Source organism: Streptomyces sp. NPDC048514 (assembly GCF_043199955.1).
Taxonomy (GTDB): Bacteria; Actinomycetota; Actinomycetes; order Streptomycetales; family Streptomycetaceae; genus Streptomyces.
On record NZ_JBICWT010000003.1, the window covers coordinates 605,027 to 627,248 of the forward strand.

General features: G+C 74.0%; 15 protein-coding genes. 10 read left to right on the top strand and 5 right to left on the bottom strand.

The annotated features are described in order from the left end of the window. The first annotated feature begins 193 nt into the window (after positions 1 to 193). Positions 194 to 835, top strand: coding sequence for a class I SAM-dependent methyltransferase (locus ACGFT2_RS08575; RefSeq protein ID WP_393274838.1), 642 nt, complete (start codon positions 194 to 196; stop codon positions 833 to 835). A gap of 170 nt (positions 836 to 1,005) precedes the next feature. Further along, positions 1,006 to 1,695 (top strand): lipoprotein, encoded by a 690-nt coding sequence (locus tag ACGFT2_RS08580; protein ID WP_393274840.1) that lies wholly within the window; start codon positions 1,006 to 1,008, stop codon positions 1,693 to 1,695. A 442-nt stretch (positions 1,696 to 2,137) separates the two neighbouring features. Here the strand turns inward: ACGFT2_RS08580 and ACGFT2_RS08585 are convergent, their stop codons facing one another. After that, on the bottom strand, positions 2,138 to 4,237 hold the full coding sequence (locus ACGFT2_RS08585) for a DUF1996 domain-containing protein (RefSeq protein ID WP_393274842.1): 2,100 nt from the start codon (positions 4,235 to 4,237) through the stop codon (positions 2,138 to 2,140). A gap of 403 nt (positions 4,238 to 4,640) precedes the next feature. Here ACGFT2_RS08585 and ACGFT2_RS08590 point away from each other — a divergent pair, with 403 nt between their 5' ends. From ACGFT2_RS08590 to ACGFT2_RS08605, 4 genes are all read left to right on the top strand, one after another. Further along, a complete protein-coding gene (locus ACGFT2_RS08590) occupies positions 4,641 to 6,416 on the top strand; it encodes an NlpC/P60 family protein (RefSeq protein ID WP_393274844.1) in 1,776 nt (591 codons plus the stop codon). A gap of 185 nt (positions 6,417 to 6,601) precedes the next feature. Continuing rightward, entirely contained in the window at positions 6,602 to 7,966 is a 1,365-nt protein-coding gene (locus tag ACGFT2_RS08595) for an FAD-dependent oxidoreductase (RefSeq protein ID WP_393274846.1), read from the top strand. A 724-nt stretch (positions 7,967 to 8,690) separates the two neighbouring features. Then, positions 8,691 to 9,965, top strand: coding sequence for a hypothetical protein (locus ACGFT2_RS08600; RefSeq protein WP_393274847.1), 1,275 nt, complete (start codon positions 8,691 to 8,693; stop codon positions 9,963 to 9,965). Between the two features lie 48 nt (positions 9,966 to 10,013). Next, on the top strand, positions 10,014 to 10,301 hold the full coding sequence (locus ACGFT2_RS08605) for a DUF1232 domain-containing protein (RefSeq protein WP_393274848.1): 288 nt from the start codon (positions 10,014 to 10,016) through the stop codon (positions 10,299 to 10,301). A gap of 79 nt (positions 10,302 to 10,380) precedes the next feature. Here ACGFT2_RS08605 and ACGFT2_RS08610 read toward each other — a convergent pair whose 3' ends face one another. Beyond that, entirely contained in the window at positions 10,381 to 11,766 is a 1,386-nt protein-coding gene (locus ACGFT2_RS08610) for a hypothetical protein (RefSeq protein ID WP_393274849.1), read from the bottom strand. Positions 11,767 to 12,413: 647 nt separating this feature from the next. On the opposite strand from ACGFT2_RS08610, the gene ACGFT2_RS08615 reads away from it, so the two are divergent. Both ACGFT2_RS08615 and ACGFT2_RS08620 read left to right on the top strand, forming a co-directional pair. Beyond that, on the top strand, positions 12,414 to 14,996 hold the full coding sequence (locus ACGFT2_RS08615) for a SpoIIE family protein phosphatase (protein ID WP_393274851.1): 2,583 nt from the start codon (positions 12,414 to 12,416) through the stop codon (positions 14,994 to 14,996). A gap of 237 nt (positions 14,997 to 15,233) precedes the next feature. Continuing rightward, entirely contained in the window at positions 15,234 to 17,858 is a 2,625-nt protein-coding gene (locus ACGFT2_RS08620; protein ID WP_393274853.1) for a SpoIIE family protein phosphatase, read from the top strand. 273 nt (positions 17,859 to 18,131) lie between these two features. Here the strand turns inward: ACGFT2_RS08620 and ACGFT2_RS08625 are convergent, their stop codons facing one another. Together ACGFT2_RS08625 and ACGFT2_RS08630 are read right to left on the bottom strand one after the other, a co-directional pair. Further along, positions 18,132 to 18,419, bottom strand: coding sequence for a hypothetical protein (locus tag ACGFT2_RS08625; protein WP_393274854.1), 288 nt, complete (start codon positions 18,417 to 18,419; stop codon positions 18,132 to 18,134). Beyond that, a complete protein-coding gene (locus ACGFT2_RS08630; protein ID WP_393274855.1) occupies positions 18,385 to 20,223 on the bottom strand; it encodes a glycoside hydrolase family 15 protein in 1,839 nt (612 codons plus the stop codon). Before ACGFT2_RS08630 ends, ACGFT2_RS08625 begins: the two co-directional genes overlap by 35 nt. A 197-nt stretch (positions 20,224 to 20,420) precedes the next feature. Here ACGFT2_RS08630 and ACGFT2_RS08635 point away from each other — a divergent pair, with 197 nt between their 5' ends. After that, positions 20,421 to 20,627 carry a hypothetical protein gene (locus tag ACGFT2_RS08635; protein ID WP_393274856.1) on the top strand — a complete coding sequence of 69 codons (207 nt, stop codon included), beginning with the start codon at positions 20,421 to 20,423 and terminating at the stop codon, positions 20,625 to 20,627. 160 nt (positions 20,628 to 20,787) lie between these two features. On the opposite strand, the gene ACGFT2_RS08640 is transcribed toward ACGFT2_RS08635, so the two are convergent. After that, positions 20,788 to 21,276 carry a DUF5709 domain-containing protein gene (locus tag ACGFT2_RS08640; protein WP_393274858.1) on the bottom strand — a complete coding sequence of 163 codons (489 nt, stop codon included), beginning with the start codon at positions 21,274 to 21,276 and terminating at the stop codon, positions 20,788 to 20,790. A gap of 532 nt (positions 21,277 to 21,808) precedes the next feature. On the opposite strand from ACGFT2_RS08640, the gene ACGFT2_RS08645 reads away from it, so the two are divergent. Continuing rightward, on the top strand, positions 21,809 to 22,192 hold the full coding sequence (locus ACGFT2_RS08645) for a BlaI/MecI/CopY family transcriptional regulator (protein WP_393274860.1): 384 nt from the start codon (positions 21,809 to 21,811) through the stop codon (positions 22,190 to 22,192). Positions 22,193 to 22,222 lie beyond the last annotated feature (30 nt).

The window sequence follows — 22,222 nt, forward strand, 5'->3', positions numbered from 1 at the left end:
GGCGCGGGCGGCGACCACCCGAGGACGTCGTGAGCGTAGCTCCGGTCGTGGGCGTCGTGGCCGTCGTGCGCGTCGTCGCCGTGGCCGGTGCCGTACGCGGCGTGGCCATGGTGGGTGCCGTGGGCGTCGTGGGTGTCCGCCCGGGGTAGGACGATGCCCGGCAGGGTGCGCCGAACGACACGGAGGAGACAGAGTGCACGAGGACGATCGCCGGGCGCCGGCCGCCGAGGTGTTCGACGCGCTGGGTCCCGACTACGAGAAGGCGTTCGCCGCGTCCGAGCCGCACCGGGCGTCACTGCGATGGCTGCTGGAACGGCTGGCGCCGGGCAGCAGGGTGCTGGACGTGGGCAGCGGCACGGGACGGCCGACCGCGCAGACCCTCACCGAGGCAGGGCACCGGGTGCTGGGCGTCGATGTCTCCCCGGTCATGGTGGACCTGGCCGGCAGGCAGGTGCCCGAGGCCGTCTTCCGGCTCGCCGACATCCGTGGGCTTGCCCTGGAGGACGCCTCGTTCGACGCGGCGTGCGTCTATTTCTCGCTGCTGCAGATGTCCCGCGCCGAGCAGTCGGCCGTCGTGGCGAAGCTCGGGCGAGCGGTACGGCCGGGCGGTCCGGTCGTGCTGGCCACCGTGCCCCTCGACGTGGAGGGCGCGGAGGGGCTGTTCATGGGACAGCCGGTGCGGGTGACCAGTTTCGGCGCCGAGGCCTTCACGGAGCTGGTGACGGAGGCGGGCCTGTCCGTACTGGCCGAGGAGCAGGCCGTGTTCACACCGGCCCACCCCGAGGCCGTACCGGAGCCTCATCTGTTCCTGCACTGCCGGCGCGACGCGGGATGAGGTGAGAGCCGCCGGATGAGGGCCGCAGTCGGTGCGGTCAGTGCGGTCAGTGCGGTCAGTGCAGTGGGTGCCGTAGGTGCAGTAGGTCGAGTCGTAAGGGGGGTAATCGCGTTCGGCGGTGTCGATGCGCTCGGCTACAGTGGCCGCCTCGAACCGGAGGGGAGACAACAGTGCAGGTCAGGGTGGGGGCTGTCGGTGGCCGGGTGATCGCGGCGTTGGCACTTGCGGCCGTGCTGGGCGGCTGTGCGGAATCCGCGGACGATGACGGGAAGAAGGGCGCGAGCGCTTCGCCGGCCACGAAGGACGGCGCCGCGGGGGCCGCGAGCGGCGGCACGATCGGCGCGGCCGGTTCCGCCTGCGAGCTGCCCGTCAGCTTCACCGTCGCCAAGGACTGGAAGGCCAAGGCCGTCGACGGTGACGCGGAACTGTCGAAGTCGTCGCCGGGTTCCGACGACGACCTGAGCGGAGCGGTCGCCGAGGCGCTCCTGCGCCAGGGGCCGGTCACGGCCGCCTGTGAGATCGATGCCAAGCCGGCCGGCAACATCGGCTTCCTGCGCGTGTGGACCGGCAGGACGGGCGACGCCGACGCCGGTGGCGTATTGCGGCAGTTCGTCGCCGCCGAGGACAACACCAGTAAGGCGAAGTACCGCTCCTTCAAGACGGGCGGCGGTGTCTCCGGGGTGGAGGTCGAGTACCTCTACACGAGCAAGCTCCTGGAGGAGACCAAGAAGGAGAGCGCCTTCGCGGTCAGCACTCCCGACGGCCCGGTCGTCCTCCACCTCGGCGGCATGGACACCGAGGAGCACGAGGCGATGCGGCCCGCCTACGACCTCGCCAAGCGCACGCTCAAGCTCGCCTGAGGTGCGCCGCCCTCGCCCGGTCGGCACATGGTCCGGGCGCGGCCCGGGCGGATGAGGGGGCCGGCTTCGGCGACCGCGATCGCGTGGAAGCCGGGCCGGTCGAAGATCCGCGTCGCTCGGGGAGGGCCGGGCCGGGCGGGCCTGGGCTTGTACCGGCGGCCGGCCCAGGCGCGGCGAGGTACGGCCTTGCAGGGGGAAGCCGCGGGGTACGGCCTTGCGGGGCGAAGCCGGAGATGCGCGGCGGCCCACCTCGTGAGAGGCGGGCCGCCGCGCGGGAGCCGGGTACGGATGGTCGGACCGACCGAGCCGCCCCAGCCCCTCGCGAGGGACCGGCCACGGCGGATGGATCGCGGTGAGTCGGTCGTGGCCCGCCGGGTCGGTCTCGGTGAGTCGGTCTCGGTGAGTCGGTCGAGGCGGGCCAGGTCGGTCCCGGTCGGGTCGGTCAGTAGCGCAGGCGCCTGGCCCGGAGGAGCATCAGCAGGCCCGACAGCGCGAGCAGCGTGCCGATGGCCGCGGGCCAGAGGTGGGCACCCGTCTCCGCCAGCCCGCCCCGTGTCGCCTGGGGCTGAGTCTGTGCGGAGGCGGGCGGGACGTATCCGGCGGGAGCGGTGGAGGCCGGTGCGGAGGCGGCGGGCGCCGACCGGGCCGGTGCCGCCGAACTGTCCGGCGTGGAAGCCGTCCCGGCGGACTCGCCCGGCGCGGCCTTCCCGCCGCCGTCGCGCTTGGTCGTACGGACCGGCTCCGTCGTAGTGTCGGTCCTGGGCGCGTCGCCCCGACTGGAGAGCGACGGCGCGGGGGCGGAGGTGGCGTTCGCTCCGGTACCGGCCGCGGCACCGTCGCCCGGGGCCCCCGTCGCACCGTCGCCGGAACCGGCCGGGGGCTCGGCACCCGTCCCCGGTGCGGAACTCTGCGTCGGCGCCGCGGTCGCCTCGTCGCCACTGCCGTTGCCGTTGCCTCCGTTGCCGTCGCCGGCGCTACCGTTCCCGTCGCCGTTTCCGGTGTTCCCACCGCCGTTGTCGTCACCGCCACCGGCGCTACCGTCGTCGCCGCCGTTTCCGCCGTCACCGTCGCCGCCGCCGTCGTCGCCCTTGCCGTCCGGTCCGCACGTGCGGCCGGAGTTGATGCAGTCGACCATCTTCCGCATCAGGCCCTCGTCGAAGACGTTGATGAAGTCGCCGTGGTCGGTCACGGGCTTGTGCAGCTGTTCGGGGAAGGAGTCCACCGCGAACAGCGGGACCGTACGGCCACCGTCCTGCAGGCTCGGCGCCTTGACGTCGTAGACGATGCGCTGCACGAGCTGCGGAACCGGGCTGAAGCCCGCCGGGCAGGAGCCGTCCGGGGCGGTGAACGCCACGTGGGTGCGGTGGTTGGCGCTGTCGATGTTGCGGCCGTCCCAGCAGCTCTGGAACCGGAAGGTGCGTACGACGTCGCTGCCCTGCGGGCACAACGGGTACTTGTCCTTCAGCTGGCGGTCCTCGAACCCGGTGCAGCTCCAGGACGCGTTGGCGTTGCCGGGGCCGTTGACGAAGGCCTTGGCGTCGCCGGTGATGATGCGCAGCAGCCGGGGCATGGCGATGACCTTCGCGCGCGGGTTGCCCTCGAACGTCAGCGTCACCTGCGCGGGCGTGACGATCTGGCCCGCGTTGCCCTCCGTACCGCCTCCGGGAGAGCCCGCGTCCCGCTCCTGCTTGCCGTTCTGCAGGCGCAGCACCGGCCAGTAGTACGTGGACCTGTCGCCCTGGTCCACACAGCTCGTGCCGGCGTTCGCCAGGTCGTCGTCGCTCGCGAAGGCGCTGTTGCCCTGGTTGCCGACGTAGTCGTGGAAGTGGTGGGCGCCGTTGGAGACTCCGGGGGCGACGATGACGTTGTCCGAGTTGAACAAGCCGTTGGCGTTGACGCCGCAGTCGGAGGCGAAGGTGCCGCGCGAGGCGCCGGACTGCCGGGGTGGGTTCGGCACGCCGGGCTGTACGGAGGTGATGTCCGCGTAGTCCGATACGACGGGTCCGTTGCCGCCCTGGCCGGCACCGCCCGGTGCCTGGCCCGCACCGCCCTGCTGGGCCCCGTCGCCCGGGGCAGCCGTGGCCTGGCCGGCGCCCTCACCGCCGCCGTCACCCGCGTCGCCGCCGCCCCCTTCACCGGGACGCAGGTTGCACCCGGCGAGGTCCTCGAGGCCCCCGGGGCGCTCCCCCGTCCGGTCGATGGCGTCGGCGATCCGGTCGATCGTCTCGGCCCGCTTCTCCTTCAGCGGGTTCATGATCGCGTCGTCGACGGAGTCACCGGACCGGCCGCCGGCCCGCATCGAGGCCTGGAGCTGCTGGTACGCCGTCGTCGTCTGCCCGTCGAGCGCGGCGAGTTCACGGTCGACGTCCGGCCGGGCCCCGTCCGGGACCGCCGTCAGCCGGCTGCCGACGTCGGGACAGTCGATCGTCGCCATGCCCGCGGACAGGACCCGTCCGTGGGCGCTCGTGCCGGAACCGTCGCCCCAGCTCTCGGTGGCCGAGGCGTAGACGTTCGCCGCGACCAGGCCACCTCCGCCCAGCATCAAGGCGACTGCTGCGTAGGTCGCGCGTCGTGCGCCGGTCGGGCGTCTGCGCCTGTTGCGTACCAAGGTCGTCCCCTGTGTGTCATCGCCGGTCGGACATGGAGTCCCCCGCCTCATACGGAGGACGGTGTCACGGCGTTCAACCGGATCGTCAATTCATCGGGTTCTCACAGGGAATCGTGAGCGCCATCCTTTCCCCGCCGAACAACGCTGCGAACATCACAAATACGTATCGGACATTTAACACCTCAACCTTCACACGAGGCACACACGTTGGCTAGGTTGACGCGAGGCCGCCGGCTCAGCCCCGGCCGGTCGCCGTGTGATCCGGTACCCGGGTGGTCGACCCGGCCGGACGAAACGGCCCAACTGCCCCGTGGGGCGAGGAAGGAGCACGTCTTCCATGGCGCCGGAGAGCCGCGACGAGGTACGGCAGCGGATCGATTCCCTTTACCACCAGGCCGAGACCGCGACCGGGACCTTCAACGCCACCCGGGCGCTGGCGGCCAACTCGCGTGCACGGGGGGTCCCGCTGGCCAAGCGGCGGGGCCGGCGCCCGGATCCCGAGCTCGACGAGGTGGCCCGGCAGTGGTTCGACGCGGCACGCGCCAAACTCGGCCCCACCGTCCCGGCCGCGCTGCCCGCCGACCGGCTGCCCGAAGCGCCGGCTCGTTCCCGGGGCCCCGCGCCGGACGGTTTTCCGCCGGGCAGTGCCCTTGAACCATGGGGAGGCGGGCGGCCCGGCACCGGCCTTCCGAGCGGTGAGCGGCCGGCCCTCGACCCCGGGCCGGCCGGCCGGCTGCCCGAGTTGGAGCGGGGGGCCGACCGTGCGACGGCCGCGCTGGAGCCGGGTGCCGGCCCGGCAGTGGCCGCACTGGAGCCCGGCACCGGCCCTGCGATGGCCGCACTGGCGCCGGGTGCCGGCCCCGCGGCCGCCGAGCCGACCGCCGGCACGTCGGGCCTGGTGGCGAACCGGCCCTTCGCGGCCCTGGAGACCGGACGCCCGGCGCCGGTCGCCGCGCCGCGCACCGCACGCGGGACGTCGGCCCAGCCCCAGCCGCTCGGACCGCATCCCGGCTCCGGCGCGGCACCCGGTGCGGCCGCATCTCGCTCCCGTGCCGCTCTGTCCAAGTCCGGGAGCCGGCGCAAGCTCGCCGAAGCGCGGGCGCTGCTGGCCGGGTACACCGGCCGAGGCGCCGTGTCCGGCAGCGGCGTTCAGGCCGCCCCCGCGGCGAACGCCTGGGACACCGGGGCACAGCCGGTGGTGGCCGGGCCCGCCAGGGTCCAGGAGGCGGCCCGGATACCGGAGCAGTGGCAGCAGCCTCGGTGGACGGCACCCGGCGAGCCTGCCGTGACGACGGCCCAGCCCGTCACGGACGTCGCCACCACCGGCGGCTCCCCCACCTACCCGGCCGGCCCGGCGCCCACCACCGGCATCGGATCCTTCTCCTACCCGGGCACCACCGACACCGGCTCCCTCTCCGCACTCACCGACACCGGAGCCTTCACCGCACCCGGCACCGGAGCCTTCCCCAACTGGAACACCGCCGACACCGGCCCCCTCTTCCCGCTCACCGACACCGGAGCCTTCACCGCACCCGGCACCGGAGCCTTCCCCAACTGGAACACCGCCGACACCGGCCCCCTCTCCCCGCTCACCGACACCGGAGCCTTCGCCGCGCCGGTCATCGACACCGCGGCACTCCCCGACTGGGGCGCCGACACCGGCTCCCTCTCCGGGTACACCGACACCGGCTCCTACGCCCACCTGGGCGCCGCGGCGAGCCCCCTGCCCGCTCCGGTCCCCGAGTCGCCGCGCGCCCTGCGGGCCGCCAAGGCGATCGCGTTCGCGCGGGCGCAGCTCGGCAAGCCGTGCGTGTGGGGCGCGACCGGGCCGGACTCCTACGACTGCTCCAGCCTCACTCAGGCCGCGTGGAAGGCGGCCGGCGTCACGCTGCCGCGCGCCGCGCACCGGCAGGCGCTCGCCGGCACCCCGGTCACCCTCGCCGGCCTCGAGCCCGGCGATCTCGTCCTCTTCTTCGACGACGACCGGCACGTGGGGCTGCATGTCGGCGACGGCATGATGGTCCACGCCCCGGGGCCCGGCTCGACCATCACCGAGGAGTCGATCTACGGCGCCGGTGAAGCGGCGATCCACCGGATCACCAGGCCCGCCTGAGGTCGCGGTGAGCCGGGTCCCCCCGCTCGGGTCCCGGCCCACCGCGGGGCCGGGCATAAGCAACCCCTGGGCAAGGCATAAGATCACCTTATGAGGTCATAGACCGGACCCGCGTACCAACTTAGGTCTGCCTTAGTTTAGGCTTCCCAGTCGAGTCGCCATCCTCGCTCGAAGGGAACCTGATCATGCCGCGCCCCCTGCGGGTAGCCATCGTCGGAGCCGGCCCCGCCGGGATCTACGCCGCCGACGCCCTGCTCAAGTCCGAGGTGGCCGCCGACCCAGGTGTGTCCATCGACCTCTTCGAGCGGATGCCCGCCCCGTTCGGCCTGATCCGGTACGGCGTCGCGCCCGACCACCCGCGCATCAAGGGCATCATCACCGCCCTGCACCAGGTGCTGGACAAGCCGCAGATACGCCTCTTCGGCAACGTCGACTACCCGGCCGACATCAGCCTGGACGACCTGCGCGCCTTCTACGACGCGGTGATCTTCTCCACGGGCGCGATGGCCGACCGCGAACTGTCCGTGCCGGGCATCGACCTCGACGGCTCCTACGGCGCCGCCGACTTCGTCTCCTGGTACGACGGCCACCCGGACGTGCCGCGCACGTGGCCGCTGGAGGCCGAGAAGGTCGCCGTGCTCGGCGTCGGCAACGTGGCGCTCGACGTGGCCCGCATCCTCGCCAAGACCGCCGACGAACTGCTGCCCACCGAGATCCCGGCGAACGTGTACGACGGGCTGAAGGCCAACAAGGCCGTCGAGATCCACGTCTTCGGCCGCCGCGGCCCGGCGCAGGCCAAGTTCAGCCCGATGGAGCTGCGCGAGCTGGACCACTCCCCGAACATCGAGGTCATCGTCGACCCCGAGGACATCGACTACGACGCGGGCTCGATCGAGACCCGGCGCGGCAACAAGCAGGCCGACATGGTCGCCAAGACCCTGGAGAACTGGGCGATCCGGGACGTCGGGGACCGCCCGCACAAGCTGTTCCTGCACTTCTTCGAGGCCCCCACGGAGATCCTCGGCGAGGACGGACGGGTCGTCGGCCTGCGCACCGAGCGCACCGCCCTCGACGGCACCGGCAACGTCAAGGGCACCGGCGAGTTCAAGGACTGGGACCTCACCGCCGTCTACCGCGCGGTGGGCTACCTCTCGGAGAAGCTGCCCAAGCTCCCCTGGGACATCGACTCCGGCACCGTCCCGGACGAGGGCGGCCGGGTGATCGAGGAGGGCGGCGCCCACCTGCAGTCGACGTACGTCACCGGCTGGATCCGGCGCGGCCCCGTCGGCCTGATCGGCCACACCAAGGGTGACGCCAACGAAACCGTGGCCAACCTCCTGGACGACCACGCCAACGGCCGTCTGCACACGCCCGCTTCGCCCGCGCCGGAGGCCGTGGACGCCTTCCTCGCGGAGCGCAACGTCCGCTTCACCACGTGGGAGGGCTGGTACAAGCTGGACGCCGCCGAGCGCGCCCTGGGCGAGCCGCAGGGCCGCCAGCGGGTGAAGCTCGTCGAGCGCGAGGACATGCTGCGGGAGAGCGGGGCGTAAGAACCACGGCCGGCGGTTCCGCGGACGGACACCGGTCCCGGATCCGAGGGCTCCAGGGGGCCGGCGCCCAGGCGCCGGCCACACCGGCCGGCCGCTGTGCACGCGGCCTCGGACACGCGAGCCGGCCGATACGGCCGGGAGAGCCGGGCAGGCGCCCGACCGTCGCGAGAACGGGGTCCGCCCCTGGGCGGATGGGTGGACGGGCCCCGCTCGCCGGACCATTGTGGGCGGCGCCGGAGGACTCGGCCACGGGTGAACGGGGCCCCTCCGACGCGTTCCGCGCACACCCCGGGCGCGCGGAACACTCCCCGGGGGTGCGGTGCGCCGCCCATGTCCGCGGTGCGCTTCCCGCGTGCGGTGCGCCTCCCCCCGCTGCGATGCGGTTCCCGGGTGCGGTGCGCCTCCCCTGTCCGCGGTGCGCTTCCTGTGTGCGGTCGCCTCCCCCAGCTGCGATGCGGCTCCCGCCTCCCCTGTCTGCGGTTCGCTTCCCGGGTGCGGTGCGCCTCCCCTGTCTGCGGTGCCTTTTTTCGGGTGTGGTGTGTTTCCCGGGTATGCAGCGCACGCCTGCGCACAGGACGCGCGCGCCCGGAGTGCGCGGTGCGCCCGTCTCGTGCGCGGGGCGTGCGTCCGACGCCACGCGCCGGTCTCCGGCCCCCGGCGGACATGCCCGGCCGCCGAGCGGTGATACTGATAGGCGCACCTGCCCCCATCAGCAGATTGGCTCATGTCGAACTCCGCCACGGACCGCGCCGTCATCCCGCCAACCCTCTGGGCGGCCCGCGGCCGTCACACCGGTCCCGCTCCCGAGGACGTCGTCCGGCGCACGCTGCGCCGGCGCAAGGACAGCGGCGACATCGACGACTTCGCCGAACCTCCCGCACCCGAGGACACCGCCCACCGCGTGTTCGAGGCGCGCTGGCGGCCGGACGGGGCGGTGACCGTGCGGGCCCGGCTGACCCTCGTGCCCCTTGCCGCCCGGCCGCAGGGGCACGAATGGCGGCTCGTCGCCGAGGCGGAGCGCGCGTGGGACGAGGCGTGGCCCTCGCCGGCGACCCTGTTCTGGCCCGAGGACGGGTCGAGCGAGCAGGACGACGGCTCCTGGGACCACCACGCCACCGTCGCGGGTGTGCATCTGCGGCAGGTCAACGCGCTGCCCTCGGACGACAAGGAGATGCGGCGCCGGCTGCGGGACGCGGCGCGCGAGTCCTGGTGCGTCAACATCGTCGTGCACGAGGCGATGACCCCGGACGAGCGGGGCCGGCTGCCGCTGGCGCGGCTGCTGCCGCCCGGTCTGCGGCACCGCGTGGTGGAGCACCGGGCCGCCCCTCACCAGTTCCGGGCCGTGAACTGGGCGCTGAAGGTTCTCGGTGCCGAGGTGCCGCGCGGCGGCGCCGGACTGCTCCCTCCGGACCCGGCACCGAAGGACTACGACGGCGGTCCGCACACCGTGCGCAACGTCTTCCTGGACGGTTCCGAGCCGGCCGAACTCCTCACCGCCCTGCGGCACTTCGTCGCCCTGCCCCGGCCTCTGCCGCTGGCAGCCGAGGAGGCGCTGACGGACCTGCGGGACAACTGGACCCTGATGACCCTGCGGGAGGAACTGGAGCACGAACGGCGGCTGGTCGCCATGTACGCCGAGGCGCTCGAGGCGATGACGAACTCCCGGGACCTGTACAAACAGGCCGCCGAACAGGCTCTGGAGGCCCTGTCCGCCTACCGCGACGTCCCCGCGCCCGCCCTGCCCCAGCAGCAACAGCGGCCCGCGTCCCGGGGACCCGGCGCACTGCAGCAGTTGACACGGACGTTCGAACGGCTGAAGTTCACCACCAAGGCCCAGCGGCCCGCGGCGCCGTCCCCCGACGGCACGGACCGCGCCGACCGCACGGACGGCATGGAGGGGGCGGAGGGCACGGAGGGCACGGACTCCGTGGAGGGCGGCGGCCATGCGGAGGGCCTGAAGGGGGCAGAGGGTGTGGGTGGCTCGGACCGGTCGTCGTAGCGCGGCCGCCCGTACCGTCGTACCCCTCGTGCCGGAGAAGGAGGCCGGATGGATTCCACCACGACCCTGTTGGTGATCGCCGTCGTCGTCGCGGCGGTGCTCCTCGGCGTGGCCGTCGCCCTGCTGGTCAGGCTGGTACGCGCCCGGCGCACCCTGCGCCGGGCCGGGCTGCCGACGGGCCCGCGCTGGGTGTTCTGGGGCGCGGTCGCCTACCTGCTGCTGCCCACCGACCTGCTGCCCGACCCCGTATACCTGGACGACATCGGCGTGCTGTTCCTCGCGCTGCGCAGCCTGCGTGGCGCCCGCCCGTTGCCGCCCGGGCCGACCGAACCCTGAACGCCGGCCGGGTGCCGCGCCAGAAGGCGACCGAGCCCGGCTTCGCCGGCACGGACCGGCCGGACACGGGCGGCCTGAATCAATGTCCGCCCTGGGCAGCGGAGTTGCCCGTGACGAGGGTGGCCGTCAGTGCCGCCAGAGCCGTGAGGGCGGCCACCGTCGCCGCCGTACCGGCGAGCCAGGGCGGGGCCACGGTCGCGTCCCACACCCGGGCCAGTCCGGGCGGGCTGAACCGGCCGAGCATCCGTCCCGCGGCGAGCACCGCCGTGACCCCGACGGCGGCCGTGGCGGCGACGAGGCGGGCCTGCGCGGCGCGGGCGGGGAGGGCGAGAGCCAGCAGCATGCACAGCCCCGCCTCGACGACCGTGGCCCCGAGGACATCCTGGGACAGGCCGGTCCAGTAGCGCGGGAAGTGGGCGATCCCGCACAGCAGCACCAGCACCGAGGCGGTGCGGGCGCTCCACAGGGAGACGGCGTGGCTCCGGCCGCGCCGGCGATCGTTGCGCACCGGCCCGTCCTCCGCGTGCCGGTCCTTCGCCGACCGGCCCGTCACCGGCCGGCCCGTCGCCGGCCGGCCCGGCCCCGGCTGGTTCTCCCCCCGGCGCTCGTTCTCCGCCCGGTCGTCCACCGGCCGGTCGTTCTCCGCCTCGTCCCCCGCCACCCGCTCGCTCGCCGGCCGGGCGTTCCGCGTCCGGTCGTGCCACGTCCGGTCCGTCAAGCCGGGCACGGCCCCGACCGCCGACGCGGAGATCGCGACCGCCGACGCGGCGGGGGCGGCCGGTGACGCGGTGGGGCCGGCCGGTGACGCGGTGGCCGACGTACCCCCGGCGGGCCTGGGCCGGCGGGCGAGCGACTCCGGCAGCCTGTCGGCCGGCTCGGAGGGCGCCGGCTCGGAGGGCGGGTCCTGGTGGACGGACCGGTCCGCGGCCAGCAGGCCGATCAGCTCGGCGAGTTCCTCGACGGGGCGGCCGACGGCCGCGGCCTGTACGGCCGCCTGCCCACAGCGGGGTCCCACCGGCGTGCGGTGCAGCAGTCGCATCAGCCGGGTGACGTCGTCCAGGGGCCGGTGCTCGGCGGCGGTGCGGATCGCCTCGTCCGCGCTGTCGAAGCCCTGGGGCAGCTCGGTGAGCAGGGTGACCAGGTGAGTGACGTCCTCCACGGACCGGCCGACCGCGGCAGCGCGCAGCGCGTCCGCGGTGGTCCGCGCGTGTTCGGGCGAGCGTTCCAGCAGCGTGATGAGCCGGACGACGTCCTCCACGGGGCGGTCGGCGACGGCGGCGCGGACCAGATCGTCCAGCGGATCGCCGTACGTCGTCTCGTCCTGGACGGGGAGGTCGGGCAAGTGCTCCAGACGGGGTGCGGAACGCATCGGGAGGTGCGCGGACAGGCTGGGGACGCCGGGATCGGCCGCTGCGGGCGCTATGCGGGAGTCGTCGGGACGGGAGGACGAAGAGCTGATGGTCATCTCGGCTCCAGGGGAGTGGTGCGGCCGCACCGGCGCCCCCGCGTGCGGCGCGCGGCGTTACGCAGTCCATTACTAGGAGTGGGCGGGCGGCCCCGCCACCGGGGTGAGGCACTGGTGTGAGCCGGCGGCCCGCGCCGCCGACCGGGTGAGCGAGCGGGTACACCGGCCGGCCACGTGAGCGAGCGGGCACTCGATCCGACAGCCACTACGACCGCTACGCGACGCCCCACCACCAGAGCCGGCGGGCACTGCCGCGCACCGCGCGACGGCCGGCCACCAGAGCCTGCAGCCACCGCGACCGACCGCACGCGACGCCCGATCACCAGACCCCGCAGCCACCACGACCGACCGCACGACTCCCCACCACCAGAGCCGGCGGGCACTGCCGCCCACCGCGCGACGGCCGGCCACCTGAGCCGGCGGGCACTGGGGCTGACCGCGCGGTGGCCGGCCCGTGCGGTGGCCCGGCCCGTGCGGTGGCGGCCTGTCTCGGGCGATCCACCGGTCGCCGGGCCGTCGCCGCCGTTCCCTGGACGCCGTCCGCCTCCCCGCGGCTCTGGCGCGTCCGCCCAGGTGCACCTTGTGCTCCTTTTGGCGCATTCTTGCTGTGTCATCCTCCCGACGGCGCACGGGACGAGGTAGGGCCGATGGCCGGCAGTGGTGAGCAGGTGGTCCGCACGCGGGCCCGGCTGGCCACGCTGCTGGCCGACGCCTCGGCCGGCGCGCTCGGCGCGGCCGGCGGCCGGGTGGCGGGCGTCTACCTGCGCTCCAGTGTCCCGGGACTGCTGCGTCTTGCGGTGCTCACGGGACTGCCGGGGCCGCTGTTCGAGCCCTGGTGGCGGCTCCATGTGGGCCGGCCCTTCCCGGTCGCCGACGCCTACCGGCTGGGTGTGCAGGTCGTGCTGCCGAACGCCACGGAGACGGTGCGCAGGTACCCGCAGTTCGCGGCGGGGCTGCCGTTCCCGTTCGGGTCGGTGCACGTGCCGGTGCCGGGCGGGGCCGAACCGCTGGGGGTGCTGACGGTGCTGCGGCCGGCGGTCGCCGAGTCCGTGGACGAGCCGCTGGACGGGGAACCGCTCGCCGGGCTGGCAGAACGGCTCGGCGCTGACCTGCTCGGGCTGGCCGACGGCGACCTGGGCACGGTCGTCTGGGACGAGGAGCCGCTGTGCGTGCGGCCGCCCGCGCCCCCACCCACCGGTACCGCGGTGGGGCGCTTCAGCTGGGATCCGGCGACCTCCTCGGTCCGCGCGGACGACCGGCTGCACGCCCTGCTCGGGTTCCGCCCCGGCGAGTTCGAGGGGACGGACGCGGCGCTCGCGGACGCCGTGGCCCCGGCCGACGCGCAGCGGATCCTGGCCGCGCTGCGCGACACGGCCGCAGGCAGACCGCCGGCCGCGCCACTCAGCCTGCGCTCGCCGGACGGCACCCGGCGGCTGCTGGATCTGTGGCCGGCCGCCGACCCCGCCGGTACCGCGAGCGTCGGCGGATTGGTCCTGGAGCCCGGCCGCGCCGCCTTCGCCGACGGCGCGGCCGATCTGCTTCCGCAGGGCGTGTTCTGCCTCGACCGGCTGGGGCTGATCGTGTACGTCAACCCGGCCGCGGCCTGGCTGGCGGGCCGGGACGCGCAGGGGTTGCTCGGGCGGGAGCTGCATGAGGTCCTGCCGTGGCTGACCGGGCCACCGTGCGACGACCATCTGCGCGGCGCCCTGCTCTCCGCGGACCCGGCGCATTTCCATGTGCTGCGGCCCGCCGGGGACCGTGCGGCCCGTGGAGAGCTGCCGCTGCCCGCCGAGAACCGTGCGGCCCGTGGAGAGCTGCCGCTGCCCGGCGGGGACCGTGCGGCGGGCGCGGAGGGCGACTGGCTCGCCGTGTCGGTGCACCCCGGTGAGGAGCTGCTGACCTGCACGCTCGTTCCCGCCAGCCGTATGGACACGCCGATCGGGGCGGTGCCCGAGGTCCATGTACCGCCGGACGCGGTGCCGGGCGGGCACTCGCTGAAACCGCTGTACCGGCCGATCGCGCTGGCCATCGCCCTGACGGACGCGGTGACCGCCCGGCAGGTGTCGGCGGTGGTCATGCAGGAGCTGCTGCCGGCGTTCGGGGGCCGCCGCCTGGCGATCTACCTGCTCCAGGACCGCCACCTGTACCTGGCCTGGGAGACCGGCTTCCCGCACGGCTTCCTGGCCCCGTTCGAGGGAATCGGTCTGGACGCGCACCTGCCGGGTGTGGAGACCCTCACCACCGGGCGGCCGCTGTTCTTCGAGTCGATGCAGCAGCTGGCGGCCGCCTATCCGGGCATCCCGCTGGACGCCGACGTGGGCGCCCGCGCCTTCCTGCCGCTGATCGCCTCGGGCCGGCCGGTCGGCTCCTGCATCCTCGGCTTCGAGGGTCCGCGGGGCTTCAGCACGGAGGAGAGCACGGTGCTGACCGCGCTGGCCGGCCTGATCGCGCACGCCATGGAGCGGGCGCAGCGCTACGACAGCGAGGCGGCGCTCGCCCGCGGTCTGCAGCAGGCCCTGCTGCCGCGCCGGCTGTCGGCGCATCCGCGCGTGGAGACCGCGGGCCGCTATCTGCCGGGTTCGCAGGGCATGGACGTGGGCGGCGACTGGTACGACGTGGTCGGCGCCGGGGACGGGCTCGCGCTGGTCATCGGCGACGTACAGGGGCACGGGGTGCAGGCGGCGGCCACCATGGGCCAACTGCGGAGCGCCGTCCGCGCGTTCGCGCTCGGCGACCGGCCGCCGGACGAGGTGCTGAGCGGTACGAACCATCTGCTGATCGACCTCGATCCGGGCCAGTTCGCCAGCTGCTGCTATGTGCGGCTGGATCCGGTCACCGGCCGTGCCCGGGTGGCCCGCGCGGGTCATCCGCCGCCCGTGCTGCGCTGCCCCGACGGGCGGACCCGGCTGCTGGACATTCCCGGCGGGGTGGTTCTCGGGGTCGATCCGCAGGCCCGGTACCCGGTGACGGAACTGCTGCTGGAGCCGGACGCGATCCTCGCCCTGTACACCGACGGCCTGGTGGAACGGCCGGGCGCCGACATCGACGAAGGCATCACGGCGTTGCGGCTGGCGCTCTCCAGGGCCGGCGCCGGGACCGGGCGGCGGGGCGGGCGGTCGCTGGCCGGTGTCGCCGACCGGCTCACCTCCACCGCCCGGCAGGCCCCGGACCGCCCCGACGACATCGCCCTGCTCCTGGCCGTACGCCCAGCGACGGAAACCAGCCGGTGATCCGGGACGTCACGCGCTCTGCCCACCTCCCCGCGGGCGACCGGCCGGTGCCGTTGTGATGCGGCCGGTGCCGCCTGTGGTCACGCTCTCGCCTGACGGCGCCGCGCAGTGTAGACATGGCACATGGTGCGACTGCCCGGCCGGCCACCGACTCGGCCGCCCCGTTCTTCCGGGCAGTCACGCGCACGACATGACCCGCTGCGGGAGGACGAAGCGGCGAAGGGCGAGCGGGCGGGGATGCTGCGATCGGCGGTCACCGGACGCAGCGTGGCCGGACAGGTGTTCGTGCTCCAGGTGGTGATCGTGCTGCTGCTGGTCGTCTCGGCCGTGGTGGCGCAGGTGCTGCAGGTGCGTCATGACAGCGACGTCGAGGCCGGAAACCGTTCCCTCGCGGTCGCCGAGACCTTCGCCAACGCGCCCGGTACGGCGGCCGCGCTGCGCTCCCCGGACCCGACGGCGCTGCTGCAGCCGAGGGCCGAGGCCACCCGTCGGGCGACCGGAGTGGACTTCGTCGTCGTGATGGACACCGACGGCGTCCGCTACACGCATCCGAAGACCGACCGCATCGGCAAGAAGTTCGTCGGCTCGATCGGCCCCGCCCTGGCCGGAGGCACGGTCACCGAGCACGTCGACGGCACGATCGGCCCGCTCGTGCAGGTCGTGGTGCCGGTGAAGGACGCCGGCGGCAAGGTGGTGGGACTGGTGTCGGCCGGGATCACCACCGCCCACGTGGGCGGGGCGGCCGACCGGCAGTTGCCGCTCCTGCTCGCCGCGGCCGCGGTGGCGATGGCGCTGGCCACCGCGGGCACCGCCCTGGTCAGCAGGCGCCTGCTGCGTCAGACGCACGGGCTCGGCCCGTACGAGATGACCCGGATGTACGAGCACCACGACGCGGTGCTGCACGCGGTCCGTGAAGGTGTGCTGATCGTCGGCGGCGACGGGCGGCTGCTGCTCGCCAACGACGAGGCGCACCGCCTGCTGGGCCTGCCCGAGGACGCCGAGCGGCGCAGTGTGCTGGAACTGGGCCTGGACGAGGAGACGGCGTCCCTGCTGGCCTCGGGGCGGGTCGCCACGGACGAGGTGCATCTGGTCAAGGACCGGCTGCTGGCGATGAACCAGCGGCCCACCGATCTGCGCGGCGGCCCGGCCGGCAGCGTCACGACGCTGCGCGACTCCACCGAACTGCGGGCCCTGTCCGGTCGTGCGGAGGTGGCGCGGGAACGGCTGAACATGCTCTACGACGCCGGGGTGGGCATCGGCACCAGCCTGGACGTGACCCGCACCGCCGAGGAGCTGGCCCGGCTGGCGGTGCCCCGGTTCGCGGACTTCGCGACGGTGGACCTGTTCGAGGCGGTGCTCGTCGGGGACGAGCCGAGGCCCGGCACCGCGCTGCTGCGCGCGGCCCGCGCCGGGATCGGTGAGGACGCTCCGCTGTACCCGGTCGGCGAGCGCATCCGGTTCGTGGCCACCTCGCCGCAGGCCCGCAGTCTGACGACGGGACAGTCGGTGGTGGCGCCCCGGCTGCGCGGGGCGTCGGGCTGGCGGGCGCAGGATCTGGAGCGCACCGGCCAGGTGCTGGAGTACGGCATCCATTCGCTGATCACGGTGCCGTTGCGGGCGGGCAGTCTGGTGCTGGGCGTGGCGAACTTCTGGCGGTCGCAGAAGCCGCAGCCGTTCGACTCCGAGGAACTGACCCTCGCCGAGGAGCTGGTGGCGCGGGCGGCGGTGTCCATCGACAACGCCCGCCGGTACACGCGCGAGCACAGCCTGGCGGTCACCCTCCAGCGCAGTCTGCTGCCGCGGTCGCTGCCCGAGCAGGGCGCCCTGGACATCGCCTACCGCTATCTTCCGGCGCAGTCCGGGGTGGGCGGTGACTGGTTCGACGTGCTGCCGCTGTCCGGGGCCCGGGTGGCGCTCGTGGTCGGCGATGTCGTGGGGCACGGGCTGCACGCGGCGGCGACCATGGGCCGGCTGCGGACGGCCGTGCACAACTTCGCGTCGCTGGACCTGCCGCCCGACGAACTCCTGGGTCTACTGGACGAGTTGGTCGGCCGGATCGACCAGGACGAGACGCCGCCGGAGGGCAGCGCCGTGGTCACGGGGGCGACGTGTCTCTACGCGGTCTACGACCCGGTGTCCCGGCTGTGCACCATGGCCCGGGCCGGTCACCCGCCGCCCGCGCTGGTGCTTCCCGACGGCGGTGCGGAGTTCCTCGACCTGCCCGCGGGTCCGCCGTTGGGCCTGGGCGGGCTGCCGTTCGAGACGGCCGAGCTGGAGCTGCCGGAGGGCAGCCGGCTGGTGCTGTACACGGACGGGCTGGTGGAGGACCGGGAGCGGGACATCGACGAGGGGCTGGAGATGCTGCGCGACGCCTTGCACCGCACGCCGGGAGCCTCCCCGGAGGACACCTGCCGCGCGGTGCTGGACCGGCTGCCGAACCGGCCGAGTGACGACGTGGCACTGATCGTGGCCCGCACCCGGGTGCTGGGCGCGGATCGGGTGGCCGAGTGGCAGGTGCCGTCCGATCCGGCGGCCGTGTCGCAGGTGCGGGCCTCGGTGACCCGGCAGCTGGCCGACTGGGGTCTGGACGAGCAGGCCTTCACCACGGAACTGATCCTGAGCGAGCTGGTGACCAACGCCATCCGCTACGGGCGCGGTCCGATCGGCGTACGGCTGCTGCGTGAACGCACGCTGATCTGCGAGGTGTCCGACCGCAGCACGACCTCGCCGCATCTGCGGTACGCGGCGAGCACCGACGAGGGCGGCCGGGGGCTGTTCCTGGTCGCGCAGCTGGCCGAGCGGTGGGGCACCCGTTACACCCGCGAGGGCAAGATCATCTGGGCGGAGCAGCCGCTGCCCTGAACAGCCGGCGTCCGGGGTGCCGGCCCCCGGCACGGGTGTGCCGGGGGGGGACGGCAGGTGGCGGGCGACGATCTCCGGCACGGTCGGGCTCGCCGCCCACGACGGCGGTCCCGCGCCGGATCCCGGGGAGGGTGAGGGCCCGGCGGATCCCGACGCGGAGCCCGCGGCGTTCGCCACGGTCGTCAGGGGCACCTGGCCGCGCGGCGGCCGGGCGCCTGCGCGGTCGGCCGGACCCGTCCCGTGTCCCCGGGTTTACCTGAGCGTGGGCGGTGGTCAGCCGCCGGCCAGGCGTGCGCGCAGCAGCTGCTTGCCGAGTTCGGCGCCCTTGCGGCTGTCCGCCTGGGCCTTGCGGAACAGGTCCGCGACCTCGGTGTCCTCCTCCCCCGTGGGTGGTTGACGCTGCGTGAGTCGATCGGTCGGTGTCGACGCAGGGTTCGACCGGGCAGCGGCGGGGGTGGTTGTGGCGCCCGCGGCGGCTGTGACGATGCGATGACAGCCGCCGCGGGACCAGGACGCTCCGGACGGTTCAGCCCAGGGCGCGGTCCAGGTTGAACGCGGCACTGATCAACGACAGATGGGTGAACGCCTGCGGGAAGTTCCCCTGTTGCTCACCGGTGCGGCCGATCTCCTCGGCGTACAGGCCGAGATGGTTGGCGTAGGTGAGCATCTTCTCGAAGGCCAGCCGGGCCTCGTCGATCCGGCCGGCCCGGACCAGTGCCTCGACGTACCAGAACGAGCAGATGGAGAAGGTGCCTTCGTCGCCGCGCAGTCCGTCGGGGCTGGCCTGCGGGTCGTAGCGGTAGACGAGGGAGTCGGAGACCAGGTCCTCGGTGAGGGCGTCCAGGGTGGACAGCCACTTGGGGTCGGTGGGGGCGATGAACTTGGCGAGCGGCATCATCAGCAGCGAGGCGTCGAGAACGTCCGCGCCCTCGCTCTGCACGAAGGCGCCCCGGCGCTCGGACCAGCCGCGGTCCATGATCCGCCGGTAGATGGTGTCGCGGGCCCGCTGCCAGCGGATCAGGTCGGCGGGCAGTCCGCGCCGGTTGGCGAGCCGGATGGCCCGCTCGACGGCCACCCAGCACATCAGGCGGGAGTACAGGAAGTTCTTGCGGCCGCCACGGGTCTCCCAGACGCCCTCGTCGGGCTGGTCCCAGTGGTCGCACACCCAGTCGACGAGCCGGCACACGTCGTCCCACTGGCCGCTGGAGATGGGCTGGGCCCACTTGTCGTAGAGGTAGATGGAGTCGATCAGGGCGCCGTAGATGTCCAGCTGGAGCTGGCCGACGGCGGCGTTGCCGACCCGCACGGGCGCGGAGCCACGGTAGCCCTCCAGGTGCGCCAGCTCCCGTTCGGGCAGGTCGGCGCGGCCGTCGATGCCGTACATGATCTGCAGCGGGCCGGAGCCGTCGCCCCAGCCCGGGCTGATGTGCAGGGTGAGGAACCGCATGAACGCCTCGGCCTCGCCGCTGAAGCCGAGCCGCAGCAGCGCGTAGACGGCGAAGGCGGCGTCGCGCACCCACACGTACCGGTAGTCCCAGTTGCGCTCGCCGCCCAGCTGTTCGGGCAGGCTGGTGGTGGGCGCGGCGACGATCGCGCCGGTGGGGGCGTAGGTGAGGAGTTTCAGGGTGAGGGCGGAGCGGTGCACCATCTCGCGCCAGCGGCCCCGGTAGCGGGACTGGTGCAGCCAGCGCCGCCAGTAGGCGACCGTGGCGTTGAACTGGTGCTCGGCCTCGGCGTGGGCGCAGCCGCGCGGGGCCACCTCGCCGTCGACCTGGTCGAGGGCGAACACCGCGGACTCGCCCTCGCCGAGCTTGAAGTCGGCGCGCGCGTCACGGGTGTCGCACTCCAGGGCGACGGTCGAGGTGAGCGCGAGTGCCCGGTGGGGCGACTCGAACACGACCATGCCGTCCACGGTGCGCAGAACGTGCTCGTCGGCGCCGTAGGCGAAGCGCGGTGCGACCAGTACCCGGAAGGGGACGGTGCCGCGTACGCACACCACGCGCCGGATCAGCCGGTGCCGGCCCCCGTCGCCGCGCGCCTCACCGCCGACCGGCATGAAGTCCTGCACCTCGCCGACACCGTCCTCGGTGAAGAACCGGGTGATCAGCACGTTGGTGTCGGGAAAGTAGAACTGTTTGGTGCGGGCCCGCACGGAGGCGGCCAGCTCGAAGCGGCCGCCGCGCTCGGCGTCCAGGATCGCGGCGAAGACGCTCGGCGCGTCGAAGGACGGGCAGCAGTACCAGTCGATCGTGCCGTTGCTGCCGACCAGGGCGACACTGCGCAGGTCACCGATGAGTCCGTGTTCGGCGATGGGCAGGTAGCGGGGGCTGTGCGGCGGGTCCTCGGGGAACGGCGTCTCGGCCATGGGCGGCCTCCCGGTCCGTGGTGCGGGTGCTCTCCAGCTTAGGAGCGAGTGCTTTCGCGTGGCATGGGCAGGCGCACTGCACCTGCCGGGAAGTCGCCTGAAGATGCAGGGCGCGTCGAGGCGGGCAATGGTGAGAGGGTGCTCTGTTCGAAGGGCACCGGCACGGATGCGGTCATCCGGACCGAGGAGGAGGCATCATGTCGACATCCACACCCGAAGGATCCCGGTCGCCCGACGACCACTGCACCCCGGACGCTCTGCTCCACTCCGCTCCCTCGAGGGACGTCACCCCCGAGGACCTGGTGATGGCGGCGGGCAGGGACGTCACCCCCAAGACCCTCGAGTGGGCGCGCCACAAGCTGGAGACCGAGGGCCCGGCAGCCATCGAGAAGCTGCTTCCCTAGGGCGGTCCGGGGACATCGAGGAGACGAACGGGGGGATCCGGCCGGGCGAGCGCGCACCGCCCGGCCGGGCATGCACGGGCCCACCCCGGCTGGCGCGGCCGGCTCACCCCGGCTGGGGCGGCCGGCTCACCCCGGCTGGGGCGGCCGGCTCACCCCCTGCTCACTCGGGTAGGCCCGGTTCGTCCGGCACCACGTGCATGGCCGCTTCCTCCGCCCCCGCCGCTCCCCCGTCGATCCCGACGTCCCGGGCCACCTCCTCCTTGACGGTGTCGGGGTGAGCGCCCTCGTCCGGGGCGACCAGGCGGCCCGCCCGGGCCTCGCCGGCCTCGGGGTCCACCGGCTCTCCCTCGCCGCCGGGCAGGTCGCCGATCTCGTCACCGGCCGGTGCGCCCGTCTCGGGCACCTCCTGGCGGAGCCGCTCGTCCAGGGTCTCCCCCTCGTGCTGCTCGCCAGCGGTGGTGCCGTGCCGGGTGACGCCCAGCGGTCGTTCGGGCGGCGAGTAACCCTCGTCGAGGATGTCGTCGTAGTCGCGCTCGTCGACCGCGTCCTGCAGGTCCAGGGGCGCGGCGTCCTGCTGTTCCTCGTTGGTACCGGTGGGCTGATACGCGTCGTCCGCCATCGGGGTCTGCTCGGCCTGCGGGTCGCTCATCGTCGCCTCCTCGTTCGGCTCGCGTGCGGTCCCGGTCCGCGTTTCCCGCAGAGGGATCATTAACCCCGTGGGCACCCGGCCGGTCGGATCACCAACCCCGTGGGCACCCGGCCGGTCGGATCACCAACCCCGTGGGCACCCGGCCGGTCGGATCATCAACCCCGTGGGCACCGCGCCGGTCGTCGGCCGCCCGCTCGGCCCGGCCGCCGTCGCGGCGGCCCTGATTCCGCTCCTGCCGCGTCGGCCACGGACACGGTGCCGGTCCGGGTGTGGACCCGGACCGAGCGGGGAGGTACGGAGCGGAATCAGGGACGGCCCTCCCTCGGGCGACGGCCGCTTCCCATCGCGGTGCGGACGCGGCCGCGCTCCACCCTTGCGCCCTCCCGACCGCACTTGCAACTCATATGCAGTAAAGGCCGCGGCAGGCCTTCCCCATGGGGACGGAAAGTTCGCCGTGGCGGCCCGGTACGGCCTCCCACCCCACGGGCCCCGGCCCTCCGGCCGCCGGCACTACACGCTGTAAGGTTGAGGCATGGCTGGCACCGGGTCCCGTGGCAGAGCGGAGCGGCGCAGCGCAGGGGAGCTGGAGGGCGCGGTACTGGCCGCCCTCTGGGCCACCGAGCGGCCGATGACCCCGGCGGAGGTCCAGGCCGGGATCGGTGGCGGGCTCGCGTACAACACGGTGCACACGATCCTCACCCGGCTGTACGGCAAAGGACTGGTGCTCCGGGACGCCGACGGCCGGCGCGGCGCGTACCGGCCGGCCAGGAACGCGGCCGAGCTGACCGCCCAGGCGATGCGCGAGGCCCTGGACCGGGGCCCCGACCCGATCGCCACGCTCCGGCAGTTCGTGACCGGCCTGAGTGCCGAGGAGGAGCGGGCGCTGCGCGAACTGCTCACGGAGAACGGCGCCTGACGGCCGGCGGCGCACGACCCCACACACCTG